Genomic DNA, 15,419 nt, shown 5'->3' with positions numbered 1-15,419 from the left:
ATTGATTTACACAGCTGCGCCCAGCGCCGCCGACAAAAAGTGACTCGTGCTAACAGACCGACGCGAGGATGACAGCATCTACGTCCCCGCCGGGTCAGCGCCCATAAACTGGATCGACGTGCAAACGATCCTCCATTTCCTCCTCCGTTTCGGCCAGGGCGCGACGACCGATCCAACCCTGGCGCGGCTGCTTGGACGACCTGCGCGCGGCGTCGGCGATACCATTGCCGATAGCGCCGCGCTGTGGCTCCAGTCACCGTAGGCTGTTACGCTGCGGTCGCCATGGCTCTTACCAAAGCGACATCCAAGAAACCTGCACCCGCAAAATCTAAGCCGCGCGTGACGCTTGCTGAGGTGATGCGGGCGCTAAAGGCGGCGGGCTCGGAACAAACTCGCAAGACCTATACGCGGCACGGCGCGCGGGAGCCGATGTTCGGCGTCAGCTTCGCTACGCTCAAAATCTTGATGAAGAAAATTGACGTCGATCACGAGTTGGCGCTCGCGTTATGGGCCACGGGAAACTTCGACGCGCGAAATCTCGCGGTTAAAATCGTCGACCCTGCGCGCATGACCTCGGCCGACCTTGACCGCTGGGCTAGCGAGATGACCGCGCGGATGTGTAGCAGCTACGTCGGCATGGTAGCGGCAGAGGGACCGCACGCCGCCAAGAAGGTGGCCCAGTGGCTGGGGTCCAAGGACGAAGGCAAGCGCTGCTACGGGTGGTCCCTCCTTGGGCAATTGGCAGAGCGCGACGAAAAATCGATGGATGCTTCCTTCGAGAAGCACCTCGCCGACATCGCCCGCACCATTCATGCAGCGCCCAATGCAGAGCGCGAGGCAATGAACCTGGCCCTCATCGCCATCGGGTGCCGCAGCGCCGGGTTGCGCAAATCGGCCATCGCCGCCGCTAAGCGCATTGGCAAGGTCGAAATTGACCACGGCGACACGGCGTGCAAGACGCCCGACGCCGCGGCATATATCGAGAAGGCCTGGGCGTACTCCACCTCCAAGGGCTTCGCCTCGCCTGCCGCGCACGAGCGCTCACGCGAGACCCCGCGACGCCGCTGCTGACCCTGGTAATTTCAAGCATGGGTCAGATGGTAGCTCAGCTATTCTTGAATATCAGAAAGCCATCTTCCATCGGATTCGTCGTGCCGATGATCGCCGACGCGGCGTCGTCATAACTCTTCCTTCGCGGCTTGTCGGGAAATCACGACGATTCCCGCGAGCAGCAGCACAACACTTGCAACCAGGCCATAGCACAGCCACAACTGCCATCCTGTGCCGTCGGCGAGGGCTAACGCGGCGGCAGACGTAACGTGCACTGCACCCACGATGGCAAGGCCCAGCACCAGCAACCACGTAACGATCATCGACTTTAACGAGTCAACTTCCTGTTTTAATTCATGCTTTAGGCGATCTAGGTGCCCCAGGGCCAAATCGTTCGCATCTGCCATCAACCCTCCGATCAGGGCAACATTGGATTCATCAACGTGGCCGCAGGGAAATGACTGGCGGTCGTTGCGTTGATCGTTGCGTGGATTGACTTCGTCACTAATAGTCACAGGTCTGCACAGTGCAATAAATGAGCCGCTAGGCCTGCCTTACGCCCGCGAGTAGTGGCCGCGCATTTGTGCCCGCTTGTGCCGCTGCCGCGCTCGCTGTGCGTCAGCGCTCGCTATTTTAACCATTACCAAGGGCGTAGCAACACCTTGAGCATGGCACGCCGTATGCACATGGTTGGGCCAGGAGATTACTATGTCAACATACAATACGAACACTTCCGGGAACGCTTCATCATCTGCCAAGGACGCGACTGACCACGCTGGAAAGCTCGTGTCAGAGCTATCCGACGCCGGCAAACATCTTATAAGCGACGCCAAGGACCGCGCCGTCGAAGCCAAAGACATGGTCGTGCAGCGTGGGGAGACCATGATTGCCTCGCTTACCAAGGTGATTAAAGCGCGTCCACTCACGGCGGTAGCCAGCGCGTTCGGCATCGGCTACCTCGTCACGCGCCTTGCACGTCGCTAGAACAGGACCTCAACCATGACGGAACTTGCCCGCAATGAGCTCAATTCGCGCGCCGGCGCTGCTGATACCGCGATGGTTAAGCACGACCAGGCCGACGAGCGTGGGGGCTACGCGAGGAGAATTGCCGACGCCAGCCAGAGCATCGGACGGAGACTTCGCGAGTTGCGACGTCGGGTCGAACCTTTGAAAGACGCCACCGAAGTGTCCTCGCAGATTCGCCAACACCCGCTCGCCGCAGCCGCGCTCGCCTTAGCGGGCGGCGTGGCGGTCGGCGTTGGGCGCAGCGGCCGGACTCTTTTACCGAGCGGTCTTGGCGCGCTGATGGGTGGCCTTGCGTTGCAGCTCGGCCGCACGTCCGCACAGTCCTGGCTTTCGAGTCAGCTATCATCGAAGCCAGACCAACAATAGCAGGTGCCGACCCGTGCAACGCGACGGCTACGTTACTGCGTGATCATCGCCAACACGAGATAGAGAAACATTGCGGTGCGTCGCGTTTGCGGCGTGAGCCCTTTGACCATCATTTCGCGGTCAGCGAGGCGTCCTTGGTCGTCAAACGCGAGCGTGTTGCCTAGCGCAATAGTTGCGGTGGCATCGGAGCCAAGTGTATAGCCGGACTCAACCCGTCCTTCGAAATCGGTTAGCAGTCGACCAAGCCTCCCCGGTATGGCGGCCAAGTCCGTTCCCTCTGACGCGATAATTGCAATGCGGCCGTTCTCAGAAAGCGTCGCTGTAACGCGCCCCTGCGTATCATCGAACACGAAGGTCCCCGCGCCATCGAGCCGACCGACGATGCGTTTTCCCGCGCGAAAGACGCCGTCGCGCTGCAACGAAAAGAACGTCATGCCGCTGCTGATATCCACGTATTGCAGGTCTGCTACCAACATCGCGCCAGCACCGCCAAGGTTCGGCTGCGCACTGGGCGTCGGGGCCAGCTTCGGCGTCGGCCCGCGACAGCCCAGGCCAAGACCGACGATGAGTAGCGCGACGGGTATTGTCAATCGACGCATAGTAGGCAGATGTTTATCACGACTACGCAGGGCGCAGGTCGCGCCCTACACGCGCCCGTCCCAGCCGCCTCAGCGAAAAGTCTGCGCCGCGATCCGTTTGCATCGCTCGCAGTGTTAGACCTGCCGCATGGGACTCATGACTTTTAGCCTCAACGTTACCTTGGACGGCTGCGTCGACCACCAAGAGGGGATCGCCAACGACGAGACACACGCCTTCTTCACCCGCCTCATGGACGAGGGCGGCGCGATGCTGTGGGGCCGCGTCACGTACGAGATGATGGAGAGCTACTGGCCGTCCGTCGCCCGCGGCGAGACCGAGGCGCCGCCTGCGTTGCGCGAGTGGGCGGTCAAGCTCGAGACCAAACCAAAGTACGTGGTGTCGTCGACGCGAAAAGATTTTCCGTGGACCAACAGCCACCATCTCACCGGCGACTTGCGCGCAAGAGTTCAGCAACTAAAGGATGCGACCCCAACCGGCGTGCTACTCGGTAGCGGCAAGCTCGCGGTGGAGCTTGACCGGTTAGATCTAATCGACGAGTACAAGTTCCTCATCCAACCCCGCATCGTCGGCCACGGCCCAACGCTATACCAACGCGGCTTGCCGAGCACGCGCCGCCTCGAGCTGGTCTCGGCGATGCCGCTCCGCTGCGGCGCCGTCGCTATGCACTATAGGCGCGGGCTCTAGGGCCGGGCGCCCCGTTTACCAGCTTTGGGTGGCATCACTTTAGGGGATGATGACCGCATGCCAGCACAATACAAAGCGCCAGCACCCCAATGCAGGCCTGTGAGATTCATTCTGACCTCCATGGTCCGCCAACTATCCACTTTCGAGCTTGCTTGGGTGACAACAACACGCCAAGAAAGTGTGAAATTTGACGAACGACTTCCTCAAAGGAAACTGATGGCTGGGCAATGCGGTTGGTGAATGCATGCCATTGCCGCTGCTTGGCAGCATCTGCGAAGAACTCATCCGTCAAACACAGCGGCGTTGTCTCCGGGATAGGTGTGCTTCGCCTGTTGAACGTCGATTCGATGGCGCTCCGCAGCACCGCCTCGTCAAAATCGAAGTGCTCCGCGAGCCAAGCAATGTCGAAGAAATCCTTCATCCGGCTGTTGCTCATGCCGAGGACGACCATCGCGTGAAACTTTTCAGCGATGACGGTTTCTTTGGCGTAGGCGCGGAGCACTGGTGCCGGGAACTCCAGCAGTGCGGGCAACGTCACCTCGGACGGGTTCGGCACAAGGTCATCGCCAAAACCAACGTCGACCTGTACAGGAATGCGTGTTGTGCCGAGCTTTGCCACCAGCGTGATTCGAATGCCTCCGTAGATGTTGTCTTCGCGGATGGGCGCGGCGCTCACGCTTTTATCGTCAAACTTCAGGCCGTCCTGCACCGTGGCTACCATGCAAATCCCACGAAAGGTACGCGTCAGCTCATCGGGCGAATTGTCACCGAAGCCCAGCAGGTCGAGGTCTCTCGTCGCTCGATGCGGTGTTCCAGACCAAACCGTAAACAGCGTAGCGCCCTTAAGGATGAACTTGCCCTTGTGCGGCGAAGTCGCAATCCGAAACAAAAGGCGTTCGATCGCGAAACGCGAAAGTACAAGTCCAAAATCTTCGCCTCTCTCTTTTGACAAGTTGAGCAGCCGCTGCCGAACGGACGCTTCGATATTTTTCGCTATTGTCATGCGAGTGCCTCAAGGTATGGGCGCATGACATTGGCGACTCGGCAAAGCTTTGCGTGACGCCAGAGCTCGTCGTGGCTCCACTTCTTGGATGCGCGAAATTCTTTCAGAGCTTCAAGGGCAACGTCGAGGCCGATCTTGTTTCGATACTTGAAGCAGTCGGCCACTGTTTTTGCCGCGCTGAATACCGGCACATCAACGTTCTCCATTTTGTGCGTTTCAACGCCTGCTTTCAGTGCAGCTTCGCCCATGTGTACGATGCGCAGTGGTGGGCTACTTTGCTTGGGCCTCCACGCGTGAATGTCTATCGCGAGCCACACTTGAAAAGGTGCTTGGGTCGTTAGGCCGTGGAAACGCAGCGCGGAGAGAAGACAAATAACACCGTGCGGAACACGTACGCTCGCTTCAACAAGCGAATGGTTCGCTGTCGGTTCAAATTTCGCATCTGCGTAGAGTCCTGGGCCGAGCTTTTCGATAGCTCCCTGATCTTGAAGACGTCTAAGGTAGCTACGAGGAATGCCCCGGGACGAAAGGTCGCGAGCACGCAGCACACCTTGTTTGCGAACAAGGGCTTGCGTTGCTTCGAGCTTCGTCTCGATGGTTCTAGACATAGGTGTATAATTAGTTATACCTAGTAAATGTACCTCGGATCTGGCTGCCAGTCTAGCGTGAAGTGAGTTACGTTAACCGGTCGAAACAATTAACAATCTGGAGAATTGGCTCGTGTGGAACGCGCCCGCCCGGCAGCACCCGAACAACCCACCCAACTGCTGGATTCTCCAGAGGCCGGCGTACACCAATACGCTATTCAGTGGACCAAGGGCCCTCGCCGCCCTGAACAACCCGAACCCGCTCAACTGCCGGAATCTCCGGAGGCAGGCGTTTGCTTGTAAGCGATTCAGTGGCAGATACCGCGGTTGATGTGCTCAACGACCCAGCCATCGACCGTGTCGACCGATCGATTCACGACTTGAATATATGGAAAACCATACTGTGGTCGAGATAGCTTTCAGGAGACTGCAGAAAAAGCGCTCTGGCTGCTGTAGTCGTTCTCCTGCCGCAGGCGTCGCCCGAGCGCGTTTTTTACCGCATCTGTTGGGGCGAGGTGAAGGGCAAGTTCGCGATGTCTAAACGCAAGCTCTTTATTCCCGCAACGTCGATGCAAGTCGGATAGAGTCGCTGACCAAACGTAAGATCCCTCAAGCCAGGTAGGCGGCACAAGCCCATCCAAAAGAGCCAATCCATGTCGTGGACTCTTCCATTCTGCGGTCGCGAGCGCTCGATTGAGCGCAGGCAGCGGAGAGGGGGCAATTCGCTCCAGTAGCATGTAACACTCAACGACGCGCTCCCAGTTGGTTTCCTGCAGTGATTGAGCGAGGCAATGCTCTGCGGCAACGCCTGCCTCCGCGTGATAGCGAGTAAACACATCGCCCTCGGCAGATTTCGCCAACCAGGCAAGTCCGAGTGCAATCTTTTCTTGGTCCCACAGAGCTCGATTTTGTTCCTCCAGAAGCACCAGGCCACCGGTCGCGTCTTGCCGCGCTTTCTCGCGCGATGAATGCAAAGTCATGAGCGCCAGCAGTGCGTAGGTCTCTGGGGTTTGTCCTGCAGGTCGCTGCGTCAAAAGCGTCCCAAGCCTTATGGCCTCGTCGCAAAGCTCTTTTCGAATGGCGGCAACGGGGTGAGACGACAGGTAGCCTTCGGTGAACAGCAGGTAGATGACTGCGTGAACGGTTGGTAGCCGCCGGTGATATTCTGGTGCCCCAATCTCAAACATCGACGGTTTGTTGCGAAGATGCTCTTTCGCTCGACCAAAGCGCTTGTATGCGTTCGCCTCCGAGATGAAGAGTCGGTCGGCAATTTCTTTGATGTCGAAACCGCAAAGCGTTTTCAGCGCAAAGACAAGCTGTGATTCGATGGGAATCGACTCGTCGCACGCGACGAACAGCATTTGCAGAAGCTCGTCGGTAGCGTCGCTAGTGGATGCGGCGTCGGTCGTGGCCACATCGTTTTCAAGTGCGTGTTCACGGGCCAAACGATCTTGGCGAACATGGCTACGAAGCTGACTTACCAAGTGATTGTGCGCCACACGGTACAGCCACGCCGACGGGTTGTCCGGCACGAACCCCACGCCCCATGACTGAATCGCCGTTAGTAGTGCTGATTGAACTGCATCTTCGACCACATTGATGTGCTGCACGCCAAATCGGCACGACAGCAAAGCGCAGATGCGCCCGTACTCGTGCCGGAAGAAGTGCTCGACAAGGCCGACTGAATTCAAGGGGTATGAATTTCGATGACTTCTACGCCAGAGCCTGGACGCACAAGGCCTGGGCATTCACGCGCGACCGCGATGGCTTCGTCGATGGTTGCGGCGGAGACAATCATGTAGCCACCAACAAGCTCTTTGACTTCAACCAGTGGTCCATCTGGCGCAGGCTGCGAAGTTACTAATTTTCCTGCGCCCAATTTGCCACCCATATCGGGGAGGTTCGTCTGGTATTTCTCGCGCCACTCGTTAAACTTGGCGTACATCGCCTGCATTTGTGAAGGGGATGGTTTTTCGCCGCCGCTCACGCCAGAAGCGCCTGAAAGGTTTCGTTGTAGACAGAGGTATTTGGGCATTTGTTTCTCCTTGTGTTTGTCAGGCCGTCAGGGCCGACTCCTTATGACGCCCAAGTGCCAAAACTTTGGACACTATAGTCGTCTTTTGAGTACTTTTTTTGGTTTCGTTTGTATTTTCAATGACTTGTCCGGCAGGCTGTCGACCAAGCGTAAGCCGAGATTCACCCATTTTTGAAGCCCGGCTTTATCCTTGGTTCCGCCAGCGCTCACGTACACCATGCCCTTGAGCGGGCGACCGGTGAAATCCATTGGTCTTGCGTGCGCCTCCGAAAGCGCCGACTCGAACTGCTCTGGTCCAACACGCACCATGAAGTCCGTGGCCGTCAGACCGCAGCACATGTGGCCATTCACCATAAAACACAGGCCTCCGAACATGCGTTTTTCAACTACGTCATCGCGGCTTGCGAGAAGCTCACGGATGCGCAGCGCCAAGCGTTCATCAAAACTCACGACTTTTGCTGCTCCACATGTGCCTTAAGCCCAGCGAAAAACGACTTGATGCCGCTGTTCCATTGTATTCGCACCATCAGCACGTCCATCAAGGCGCCCAAGGGACCAAACTTGAGCTGGTACTCCATTTTCTGCGTGACAATGGTTTCAGCGCCGTCGACTTCAAATCGGTAGCTGTGGCGGAGCGCCTTGACGGGCAGCGTGCAGGCCGTCAATTCAAACGCGAGAGTGGCTCCGGGTTTCCAGTCCGTCACGCGTTCCCGAAACCAACCGCCAGGAGTCAGGTCGCATTGACGGGTGGCGCCCATTCCTTCTTTCGGGCCATCCAGCAAGGTCGACTTTTTGACACCTGAATCATACTTCTCCAGGGCATCAAGTTGACCAAGCGCTTGCCACACTTGCTGAGGGGTTGCCTTAATCCGAATCGTGTTTTCAAGCGTTGTCATTTGGCCTCCATTAGCCTTGTGAATTGCAAGCTACGCTATCACAAGACTTGCGAATTGCAAGTCTTGTCGCTAAGCTGTCGACATGGGAAAGCGGAGGCCGTCACATTGTCCAATTCACTATGCGCTCGGGGTGTTCGGCGACGCTTGGACGTTGCTCATTGTCAGGGACTTGATGTTCAAGGAAAAAACCAGCTACCGGGAGATTCTTGAGTCAGACGAATCGATTTCGACCAATATTTTGGCGGACCGTCTGGCAACACTTGAAGACAACGGCATCATCAAAAAGGAAATCATCCACACCGCTTCGGCGCGAACGCGCTACTCACTTACCGAGAAGGGGCTGGCTTTAATGCCCTTGTTAGTCGAAATGATTGCGTGGAGCGGCACCTATGACGCCGACACCGCCGCGCCACCTGACTTTGTTCGGCGGGCGAAGACAAACCGCAATGCGCTCCTGATAGAACTCAAGAAGCAACATAGTCGCTCCGCGTAGTTTACGTGGGCGATCCAAACTTGCCGCCTAACCGCTTCGCCACGTGGCAAAGAATGTTCGAACGTCTCAACGCGTCGTTTGAAGTCGTCTCAACTCATTAGCCCAACCGTACCTCTTGCCACCCCGGGGTGGCGAATGGGACAGCGTTCGCCACCGATTTCAAGAACACCGCCACGACGAGAATTTTCATGCGCTAAACTCTCGTGCTGTTAACTGGTTAACAACTTTCTCCATTTCTCTCTGCCCCAGGAGAGTCCAAAAATGTGGAGAAAATGGCCTAAGTTGTTAAGCGGAGACCGCGCGATGGTGACGCTCAGCAAGTAAGGAATCGACCCTGCACGAGAAAACCATTTGAATTTCGACCACTCACGCTTGTTAAACAAAAATGCCCCTGATGTTCGCGATCAGAGGGACATGCTTTTGCTCCGGGGAGAGGGTTCGACTCAAGCACGTAACTGATTGAAATAGTTTATGTTTATACCAGAATAAATATCTCGTATACCTGCCCGTATACCTAGAAAATGCACGCTAAGAGCAAGGATTCGAATTGTCGCCGCACTCAACTTAGTGTCGCACCCCCCTCGTTGATTTATACCACGAGTCGACACCTGCCTGCCGCGTGATTCGCGGTGGCTCCTTGGCAAACAGATCGCTGATTCTCCCAATTCACCGCCTGCCTAGCGCGGCTGCCAGCCAACATTGCCGTCGCGACATCCGCCCGTGCCGTTGAGATAGCACCAAAAAGACGTCCAATTGGGGCGATTAACGGCCTTTGGCCAAACTCACCCCAGTAGCCGCGCGTGATTGCCTGCCAACGTATTGATATCGCGCCGTTTCAGTCGATAGCCCCCTGTCCCTCCATTTGCGCGTTTACCATCGCCACGGAACATCTTTGACGGTTACGCCGAAGCGCCGCCGATGAGCTTTGCGCAGGCATCCGCGCAACGCCGGCAACACTCGGCGCAGGTCGCGCAGTGATTCATGTGCGCGCCATGCTTTGCGCACTCGGTCTCGCACGCCACGCACGCGGCCCGACAGGCTGCCAGCACCTGCGACAGCGCGGCTTGCGTGCCACTGACAGCGTATTTTCCAAGGGATGGATGCCAATGGGAGATGGGTTCCAGATCGTTAGGAACGGCTGAGACCCGGACACGTTTGTAGCGTAGCTTTTGACACACAAACATGTCCGACCACCAAAGATCCCATCACGTTCATCAGGATTCGCAACAGCCGGCGCCCACCTCGGCAAAGGACTTGGTGTGCGGTATGACCGTCAGCGAGCAGTCGCCTCATCGGCACGAGCACGGAGATCGCGCTTACTTCTTTTGCAGCGAGAAATGCCGGGCGAAGTTTGCCGCCGAGCCACTTAGGTACGTCGCTCCCGCCGCGGCGCTCGCCCCGCGCCCCATCGAGAGCTCCACCGACGCCGCAACGGTCTACGTCTGCCCCATGCATCCGGAGATCAGGCGGAACGAGCCAGGGACCTGCCCAAAATGCGGCATGGCGCTGGAGGCTGAGCTGCCGAGCATCAATGATGAAGCGAATCCCGAGCTGGCGGACTTTCAACGGCGCTTTTGGTGGACCCTACCGCTGACGGTCATCGTCACCGCAATGGCGATGTTCGGGCATCAGCTCGGTTGGTTCGACATGGCGACGCAGAGCTGGATCGAGCTGGCGCTTTCGGCGCCCGTGGTGCTGTGGGCTGGGTGGCCTTTCTTTGTGCGCGGCGCGCAGTCGATTGCGCATAAAAGCCCCAATATGTGGACGCTTATCTCCATCGGGACCGGAGCGGCATTCGTCTATAGCGTCGTCGCGACCGTCGCGCCAAGTGTGTTTCCTGCCTCGTTCTTCGCTATGGGCCGGGTCGCGGTGTACTTCGAAGCCGCCGTCGTCATCATCTCGCTGACGCTGCTCGGACAGCTGCTGGAGCTAAAGGCGCGTTCGCAGACCTCGGGCGCCATCAAGTCGCTGCTCCGGCTGGCGCCGAAGACCGCGCGCCGCATCAGCGCGGACGGCAGCGAGCAGGACGTTGCGCTTTCGCATGTGCACGTCGGCGATTCGCTGCGCGTCCGCCCGGGCGAACAAGTCCCCGTCGACGGCATCGTGCTGGAAGGGCGCAGCGCGGTCGACGAGGCCATGCTGACTGGCGAGCCGCTGCCCGTGAGCAAGGGCCCAGGCGACAAACTCATCGGCGCCACGCTCAATACCAGCGGCGCACTCGTCATGCGCTCCGAGCGTGTCGGCGCGCAAACGATGCTTGCGCAGATCGTGCAGATGGTCGCGCAGGCGCAGCGCTCCAAGGCGCCCATGCAACGCATGGCCGACCGAGTTGCGGGCTGGTTCGTGATAGTGGTGGTTGCCATTGCCCTTGCGACGTTCCTAGTCTGGGGCCTCATCGGTCCCGAACCGAGCTGGGTGTATGGCCTGGTCAACGCGGTGGCGGTGCTCATTATCGCGTGTCCGTGTGCGCTTGGGTTGGCGACGCCGATGTCGATCATGGTCGCGACCGGCAAGGCGGCTACCCAAGGCGTGCTCTTCCGCGACGCTGCTGCGATCGAACGGTTTCGCGCCGTCGACACGCTAATCGTCGACAAGACGGGCACGCTCACGGAAGGCAAGCCCTCGTTTAATCGCGCCGTGCCGGTCGAGGGTGGCTCAGCCGATGAGGTGTTGCGGCTCGCCGCCAGCCTTGACCAGGGCAGCGAGCATCCACTTGCGGACGCCATCGTGCGCGCGGCCCGCGAGCGCGGCCTCGTGCTCGACAAGGCCGAGGCATTTGAGTCGAGCTCGGGGATCGGCGTGCGCGGCCGGGTGGCGGGCCAGGACCTCTCGCTCGGCAACACAACGCTCATGAATCAGCTCGGAATCGATGTGGATGGCCTGCGCGCGCAAGCAGAAACGCTGCGCGAGGAGGGGGCTAGCGTGATGCATCTGTCAGTCGATGGCCGGTTGATGGGACTCCTAGCGGTGTCGGACGCCGTCAAGGCCAGCACGCCCGAAGCGATCGCAACGTTGAAACGTTCAGGGTTGCGCGTCGTGATGGCCACGGGCGATGGGCTGACAACTGCACGCGCGGTCGCGGCCCGCCTCGGCATCGACGAGGTGCATGGCGAGGTGAAGCCCGCAGACAAGCTCGCGTTGGTAGAGCGCCTGCAAGGGGAAGGCCGCATTGTTGCGATGGCGGGCGACGGCATCAACGACGCGCCCGCGCTGGCGAAGGCTGACGTGGGCGTCGCGATGGGCACCGGTACCGACGTAGCGATGAACAGCGCGCAGGTCACGCTCGTGAAGGGCGATCTGCGAGGCATCGTGCGCGCTCGCGTGATCTCCTCGGCCACCGTCGCGAACATGAAGCAGAACCTCGGCTTTGCATTTATCTACAACGCGCTCGGCATTCCCCTAGCTGCCGGCGTGCTGTATCCCGCCACCGGCTGGCTGCTCTCGCCTATGATCGCCGCGCTCGCGATGAGTCTTAGCTCCGTGTCCGTCGTCGCCAATGCACTACGTCTGCGCGCTGCGCGCACGAGCTGACGGGGCTCATCTGCTTCTTTGTGGCGGGCATTTCATGATCACTCCACGTTGTCCTACCCTAGATTCAGCCATCCACCGTAGGCACTAGATGTTGCCGACAGCATTCTGGCATTTCGCCTCGCAGGACCTCGATGGTCCGCTTCGCCTTATCCAGGAAGTCGGCCGTGCTCTCGACAACGAAGCGTCGAGGATGTCCTTCCCACGCCTGTGCGAGCCGTTCGTCGACCAGCGCGGCCTCGGCGGCCGATTCGATCCTTACCGGATTACGGTGATTGTAGCCGCCCACTGCTAGCGGCGTGCGCAGGTGAATCACAGCACTGTAGCGTTGGAACTCTCGTTCTCGCGTCGTCCCAAGCGAGCTCCAGAAGTCCTCTGGCCCAGGCCAGTAGGCGAAACCATCGATGGTTCCTCGATCGCAGAGAATAATCGCCGCGTCACCCTCAACGTCGGCCGTCGTCTCAAGCTCTCGCTGTACGTGAAAAATGGCGCGTTGCGAGGCGGCTCGGCCGGCGATCGTGGTGCCTCGTCTAAATCCACCGCCAAACAGAATGCTCGCGGCCTCGGGCAGCACGTCGACGTGCTTGCAGAAGTACTGACGTACCAACTCCAAGACCGCCGTCTTTCCTGCACCCGGCCCTCCGGTTAGCACGATTCGTCGGTGTTCGTGGGGCTCTTGGCATTGGCATTCAATCATGTTGCTCTCCTCAAATTGGGTCGCGGTTGAATTGCGCGACGAACAAGTTTCGATAGCTCAATCACAGACACCGGGCAAAGCCCCACGAGTAGGCCGAGTACGCAGTCGTCAAGCGACAGTTCCCCGATTTGGAACAGCGCCTGGGTTGCGGGGAAATGGTGAATGCCCAGCTGAACCAGGACAGATAACACGACCACACCGAGCAAGCGTACGTTCGTGAAAGCACCGACCTCCCAGAACACCCGCGTCGTGCTCCGTGCCGCAAACGCACGAAACAACTCCCCGAACACCAACACCGAGAAGGCCAAACTGCGGGCCTGGATGAGGTCCCTATTTTGAAGCGCCCACGCAAACACGGCCAGCGTCGCTGTCGCCTGAAGCAGGCCCGTTACGATGACGTTGGTCCACTCAGGGCGACCCAGCATCGGCTCGTCCGGCTGCCTGGGCGGTCGCTTGAGCACGTCCCGATCCGTTGGGTCCGTCACGAGGGCAAGCGCTGGTAGACCGTCGGTGACGAGGTTGATCCACAAAAGATGAAGTGGAAGTAGCGGCAACGGGAGCCCCACGATTGCCGCCGCGAGCATCACGGCGAGCTCGGCAGTGTTGCCCGCGAGCAGGTAGACAATGGTCTTTCGGATGTTATCGAAGATGCCACGCCCCTCTTGGACCGCGGCGACGATGCTGGCAAAGTTGTCGTCGGTGAGCACCATGTCAGAGGCTTCGCGCGTGACCTCCGTCCCGGTCTTGCCCATGGCGATGCCGATGTGCGCCTCGCGCAACGCCGGTGCGTCGTTGACGCCGTCGCCCGTCATCGCGACCACCGCGCCTTGCGTCTTCCATGACTTGACGATCTTCAGTTTGTCTTCTGGTGAGGCTCGCGCGTGGACGAGTTCTTCGGGGTTGTCTCCTTCTCGGACGATGCCAAGTTCCCGTGCGATGGCGAGCGCCGTCGCTGGATGGTCGCCGGTAATCATCACCGTCTTGATGCCCGCTTCGCGCGCGGCTGCGACCGCTAAAATGGCCTCCGCTCGTGGAGGATCGGCGATTCCAATCAGGCCGATGAAGCGCAGGTTTTTTTCTTCCGCGCCCTCACCAACCGCAACAGCGAGGACCCGCAGTCCACGCGCAGTCAGTTCATCATTGGCTTGCATCGCTCCTTCCGTGCCTGAGGTGCAGAACCCGAAAACCACCTCAACGGCTCCCTTGAGATACAGTTTTCCATCTCTCCGAAGAATCGACATCCGCCTACGTTCGGTGTCGAAGGGCATGACGGTGACACGAGGCCGGTCGCGCTCAATATCGGCGCGTCGAATCTCTTGCTTTCCCGCGGCTACGAGAATGGCAACTTCTGTCGGATCGCCTATGCCGGTGCGTTCGTCGTGCGCAAGTTCAGCATCGCAACAAGCCGCCGCCGCATCGAGAAGAAATTTGTGGTCGGTGCCCCAGAGCTCCCGCACGCCCATGACCCCGGTCGTCAAAGTGCCGGTCTTGTCCGTGCAGATGACAGTGGCGCATCCGAGGGTCTCGACAGAGTGAAGCCTCCGGACAAGAACATGTCGTGAGGCCATACGCTTTACGCCAATCGCCAGCGCTATGGTGACGATTGCCGGCAAACTTTCGGGAACACCGGCGACGGCCAGCGAGACGGCGGCGAGGGACACATCAAATAGCGCTACGCCGCGTAGGATACCCGCGGCAGCCACGACGACGACGATGCCGCCGCAGATGTAGAGGAGGAGCCGACTTACGCGAGCGAGCCGTAACTGAAGAGGCGTAGAGACTTCCTCCGCAGTGGCCAGAAGGTGCGCGATTTTCCCGAGTTCGGTGCGCATGCCGGTAGCGACGACTTCTGCCTTGCCGGTGCCGTTTGCCACGGCCGTGCCCATGAATACGGCGTCGTGGCGCTCGGCGATAGGCGCTTCGTCCGCTACAGGAACGATGGATTTTTCGACCGGAGCGCTCTCTCCTGTGAGAGGTGCCTCGTTCGTCGAAAGGCGGTTCGCCTCGACCAATCGAGCGTCGGCGGCGACAACGTCACCGGCTTCGAGTAGCAGCCAATCTCCGGGAACCACATCCGCGGCGGGGATGTCCGCCACTCGTCCATCGCGCAGGATGCGTGCTCGAGGAGCCGTCATCGAGCGCAGCGCGAGGACCGCGCGTTCTGCCCGGTATTCTTGGAAGAAGCCCACCAGCGCGTTAAGGACCACGATCGTCCCGATCGCGATGGCATCGGCGAGCTCGCCAAGAGCACCGGATACGATACAGGCCCCGAGCAGCAGCCAGATGACCGGACTCTTGAACTGCCGTGCAAGGAGAACCCACGGCGAGGTTGCTCGTTCCCGTGCGATCTCGTTTCGCCCGTGCTCAGCAAGACGGCGTGCGGCCTCGACGCTTGTCAAGCCAAGTGGAGCGTTTTGGCTGCTATCCGGATCAGCTCGTCGCGGGACCATTTCC

General features: G+C 59.4%; 17 protein-coding genes. 7 read left to right on the top strand and 10 right to left on the bottom strand.

Annotation, left to right across the window (positions count from 1 at the left end):
* The first annotated feature begins 46 nt into the window (after positions 1 to 46).
* Positions 47 to 262 (top strand): hypothetical protein, encoded by a 216-nt coding sequence (locus IPL79_16185; GenBank protein MBK9072516.1) that lies wholly within the window; start codon positions 47 to 49, stop codon positions 260 to 262.
* Positions 263 to 282: 20 nt separating this feature from the next.
* Complete coding sequence (locus tag IPL79_16180) at positions 283 to 1,071, top strand: DNA alkylation repair protein (GenBank protein ID MBK9072515.1); 789 nt, start codon at positions 283 to 285, stop codon at positions 1,069 to 1,071.
* A 107-nt stretch (positions 1,072 to 1,178) separates the two neighbouring features.
* On the opposite strand, the gene IPL79_16175 is transcribed toward IPL79_16180, so the two are convergent.
* Positions 1,179 to 1,565: a phage holin family protein gene (locus IPL79_16175; protein MBK9072514.1), complete on the bottom strand. Its 387-nt coding sequence runs from the start codon at positions 1,563 to 1,565 to the stop codon at positions 1,179 to 1,181.
* A gap of 271 nt (positions 1,566 to 1,836) precedes the next feature.
* Here IPL79_16175 and IPL79_16170 point away from each other — a divergent pair, with 271 nt between their 5' ends.
* Both IPL79_16170 and IPL79_16165 read left to right on the top strand, forming a co-directional pair.
* Entirely contained in the window at positions 1,837 to 2,034 is a 198-nt protein-coding gene (locus IPL79_16170; GenBank protein ID MBK9072513.1) for a hypothetical protein, read from the top strand.
* Positions 2,035 to 2,049: 15 nt separating this feature from the next.
* On the top strand, positions 2,050 to 2,442 hold the full coding sequence (locus IPL79_16165; protein ID MBK9072512.1) for a hypothetical protein: 393 nt from the start codon (positions 2,050 to 2,052) through the stop codon (positions 2,440 to 2,442).
* Between the two features lie 32 nt (positions 2,443 to 2,474).
* Here the strand turns inward: IPL79_16165 and IPL79_16160 are convergent, their stop codons facing one another.
* The gene (locus IPL79_16160) at positions 2,475 to 3,041 is read right to left on the bottom strand and encodes a hypothetical protein (GenBank protein ID MBK9072511.1); all 567 of its coding nucleotides are present in this window, start codon (positions 3,039 to 3,041) and stop codon (positions 2,475 to 2,477) included.
* Between the two features lie 127 nt (positions 3,042 to 3,168).
* Between IPL79_16160 and IPL79_16155 the strand changes: the two genes are divergently transcribed.
* Complete coding sequence (locus tag IPL79_16155) at positions 3,169 to 3,726, top strand: dihydrofolate reductase family protein (GenBank protein MBK9072510.1); 558 nt, start codon at positions 3,169 to 3,171, stop codon at positions 3,724 to 3,726.
* Between the two features lie 106 nt (positions 3,727 to 3,832).
* On the opposite strand, the gene IPL79_16150 is transcribed toward IPL79_16155, so the two are convergent.
* From IPL79_16150 to IPL79_16125, 6 genes are all read right to left on the bottom strand, one after another.
* Positions 3,833 to 4,729, bottom strand: coding sequence for a nucleotidyl transferase AbiEii/AbiGii toxin family protein (locus tag IPL79_16150; protein MBK9072509.1), 897 nt, complete (start codon positions 4,727 to 4,729; stop codon positions 3,833 to 3,835).
* Entirely contained in the window at positions 4,726 to 5,337 is a 612-nt protein-coding gene (locus tag IPL79_16145) for a type IV toxin-antitoxin system AbiEi family antitoxin domain-containing protein (protein ID MBK9072508.1), read from the bottom strand. Before IPL79_16145 ends, IPL79_16150 begins: the two co-directional genes overlap by 4 nt.
* A gap of 398 nt (positions 5,338 to 5,735) precedes the next feature.
* A complete protein-coding gene (locus IPL79_16140; protein MBK9072507.1) occupies positions 5,736 to 7,064 on the bottom strand; it encodes a sigma-70 family RNA polymerase sigma factor in 1,329 nt (442 codons plus the stop codon).
* Complete coding sequence (locus IPL79_16135) at positions 7,004 to 7,351, bottom strand: hypothetical protein (protein MBK9072506.1); 348 nt, start codon at positions 7,349 to 7,351, stop codon at positions 7,004 to 7,006. The genes IPL79_16140 and IPL79_16135 overlap by 61 nt, the downstream gene beginning before the upstream one ends.
* Before the next feature lie 72 nt (positions 7,352 to 7,423).
* A complete protein-coding gene (locus tag IPL79_16130; GenBank protein ID MBK9072505.1) occupies positions 7,424 to 7,801 on the bottom strand; it encodes a TfoX/Sxy family protein in 378 nt (125 codons plus the stop codon).
* The gene (locus IPL79_16125; GenBank protein MBK9072504.1) at positions 7,798 to 8,247 is read right to left on the bottom strand and encodes an SRPBCC family protein; all 450 of its coding nucleotides are present in this window, start codon (positions 8,245 to 8,247) and stop codon (positions 7,798 to 7,800) included. Before IPL79_16125 ends, IPL79_16130 begins: the two co-directional genes overlap by 4 nt.
* An 82-nt stretch (positions 8,248 to 8,329) precedes the next feature.
* On the opposite strand from IPL79_16125, the gene IPL79_16120 reads away from it, so the two are divergent.
* A complete protein-coding gene (locus tag IPL79_16120) occupies positions 8,330 to 8,740 on the top strand; it encodes a helix-turn-helix transcriptional regulator (protein ID MBK9072503.1) in 411 nt (136 codons plus the stop codon).
* A gap of 1,182 nt (positions 8,741 to 9,922) precedes the next feature.
* On the top strand, positions 9,923 to 12,271 hold the full coding sequence (locus IPL79_16115; GenBank protein ID MBK9072502.1) for a heavy metal translocating P-type ATPase: 2,349 nt from the start codon (positions 9,923 to 9,925) through the stop codon (positions 12,269 to 12,271).
* A gap of 64 nt (positions 12,272 to 12,335) precedes the next feature.
* Here IPL79_16115 and IPL79_16110 read toward each other — a convergent pair whose 3' ends face one another.
* Both IPL79_16110 and IPL79_16105 read right to left on the bottom strand, forming a co-directional pair.
* Complete coding sequence (locus tag IPL79_16110; GenBank protein MBK9072501.1) at positions 12,336 to 12,965, bottom strand: ATP-binding protein; 630 nt, start codon at positions 12,963 to 12,965, stop codon at positions 12,336 to 12,338.
* Entirely contained in the window at positions 12,962 to 15,364 is a 2,403-nt protein-coding gene (locus IPL79_16105; GenBank protein MBK9072500.1) for a cation-translocating P-type ATPase, read from the bottom strand. The genes IPL79_16110 and IPL79_16105 overlap by 4 nt, the downstream gene beginning before the upstream one ends.
* Positions 15,365 to 15,419: the final 55 nt, after the last annotated feature.

Source organism: Myxococcales bacterium (assembly GCA_016716835.1).
Classification (GTDB): domain Bacteria; phylum Myxococcota_A; class Polyangia; order Haliangiales; family Haliangiaceae; genus JADJUW01.
Note: the sequence above shows the minus strand (reverse complement) of the source record. Positions and strands in the feature narration are given on the sequence as shown.

Excerpts from the sequence above, each read along its gene's own strand:
- IPL79_16180 (MBK9072515.1), top strand. The coding sequence starts at position 283 with ATGGCTCTTACCAAAGCGACATCCAAGAAACCTGCACCCGCAAAATCT.
- IPL79_16165 (MBK9072512.1), top strand. The coding sequence starts at position 2,050 with ATGACGGAACTTGCCCGCAATGAGCTCAATTCGCGCGCCGGCGCTGCT.
- IPL79_16160 (MBK9072511.1), bottom strand. The coding sequence starts at position 3,041 with ATGCGTCGATTGACAATACCCGTCGCGCTACTCATCGTCGGTCTTGGC.
- IPL79_16155 (MBK9072510.1), top strand. The coding sequence starts at position 3,169 with ATGGGACTCATGACTTTTAGCCTCAACGTTACCTTGGACGGCTGCGTC.
- IPL79_16150 (MBK9072509.1), bottom strand. The coding sequence starts at position 4,729 with ATGACAATAGCGAAAAATATCGAAGCGTCCGTTCGGCAGCGGCTGCTC.
- IPL79_16145 (MBK9072508.1), bottom strand. The coding sequence starts at position 5,337 with ATGTCTAGAACCATCGAGACGAAGCTCGAAGCAACGCAAGCCCTTGTT.
- IPL79_16140 (MBK9072507.1), bottom strand. The coding sequence starts at position 7,064 with ATGCCCAGGCCTTGTGCGTCCAGGCTCTGGCGTAGAAGTCATCGAAAT.
- IPL79_16135 (MBK9072506.1), bottom strand. The coding sequence starts at position 7,351 with ATGCCCAAATACCTCTGTCTACAACGAAACCTTTCAGGCGCTTCTGGC.
- IPL79_16125 (MBK9072504.1), bottom strand. The coding sequence starts at position 8,247 with ATGACAACGCTTGAAAACACGATTCGGATTAAGGCAACCCCTCAGCAA.
- IPL79_16120 (MBK9072503.1), top strand. The coding sequence starts at position 8,330 with ATGGGAAAGCGGAGGCCGTCACATTGTCCAATTCACTATGCGCTCGGG.
- IPL79_16115 (MBK9072502.1), top strand. The coding sequence starts at position 9,923 with ATGTCCGACCACCAAAGATCCCATCACGTTCATCAGGATTCGCAACAG.
- IPL79_16110 (MBK9072501.1), bottom strand. The coding sequence starts at position 12,965 with ATGATTGAATGCCAATGCCAAGAGCCCCACGAACACCGACGAATCGTG.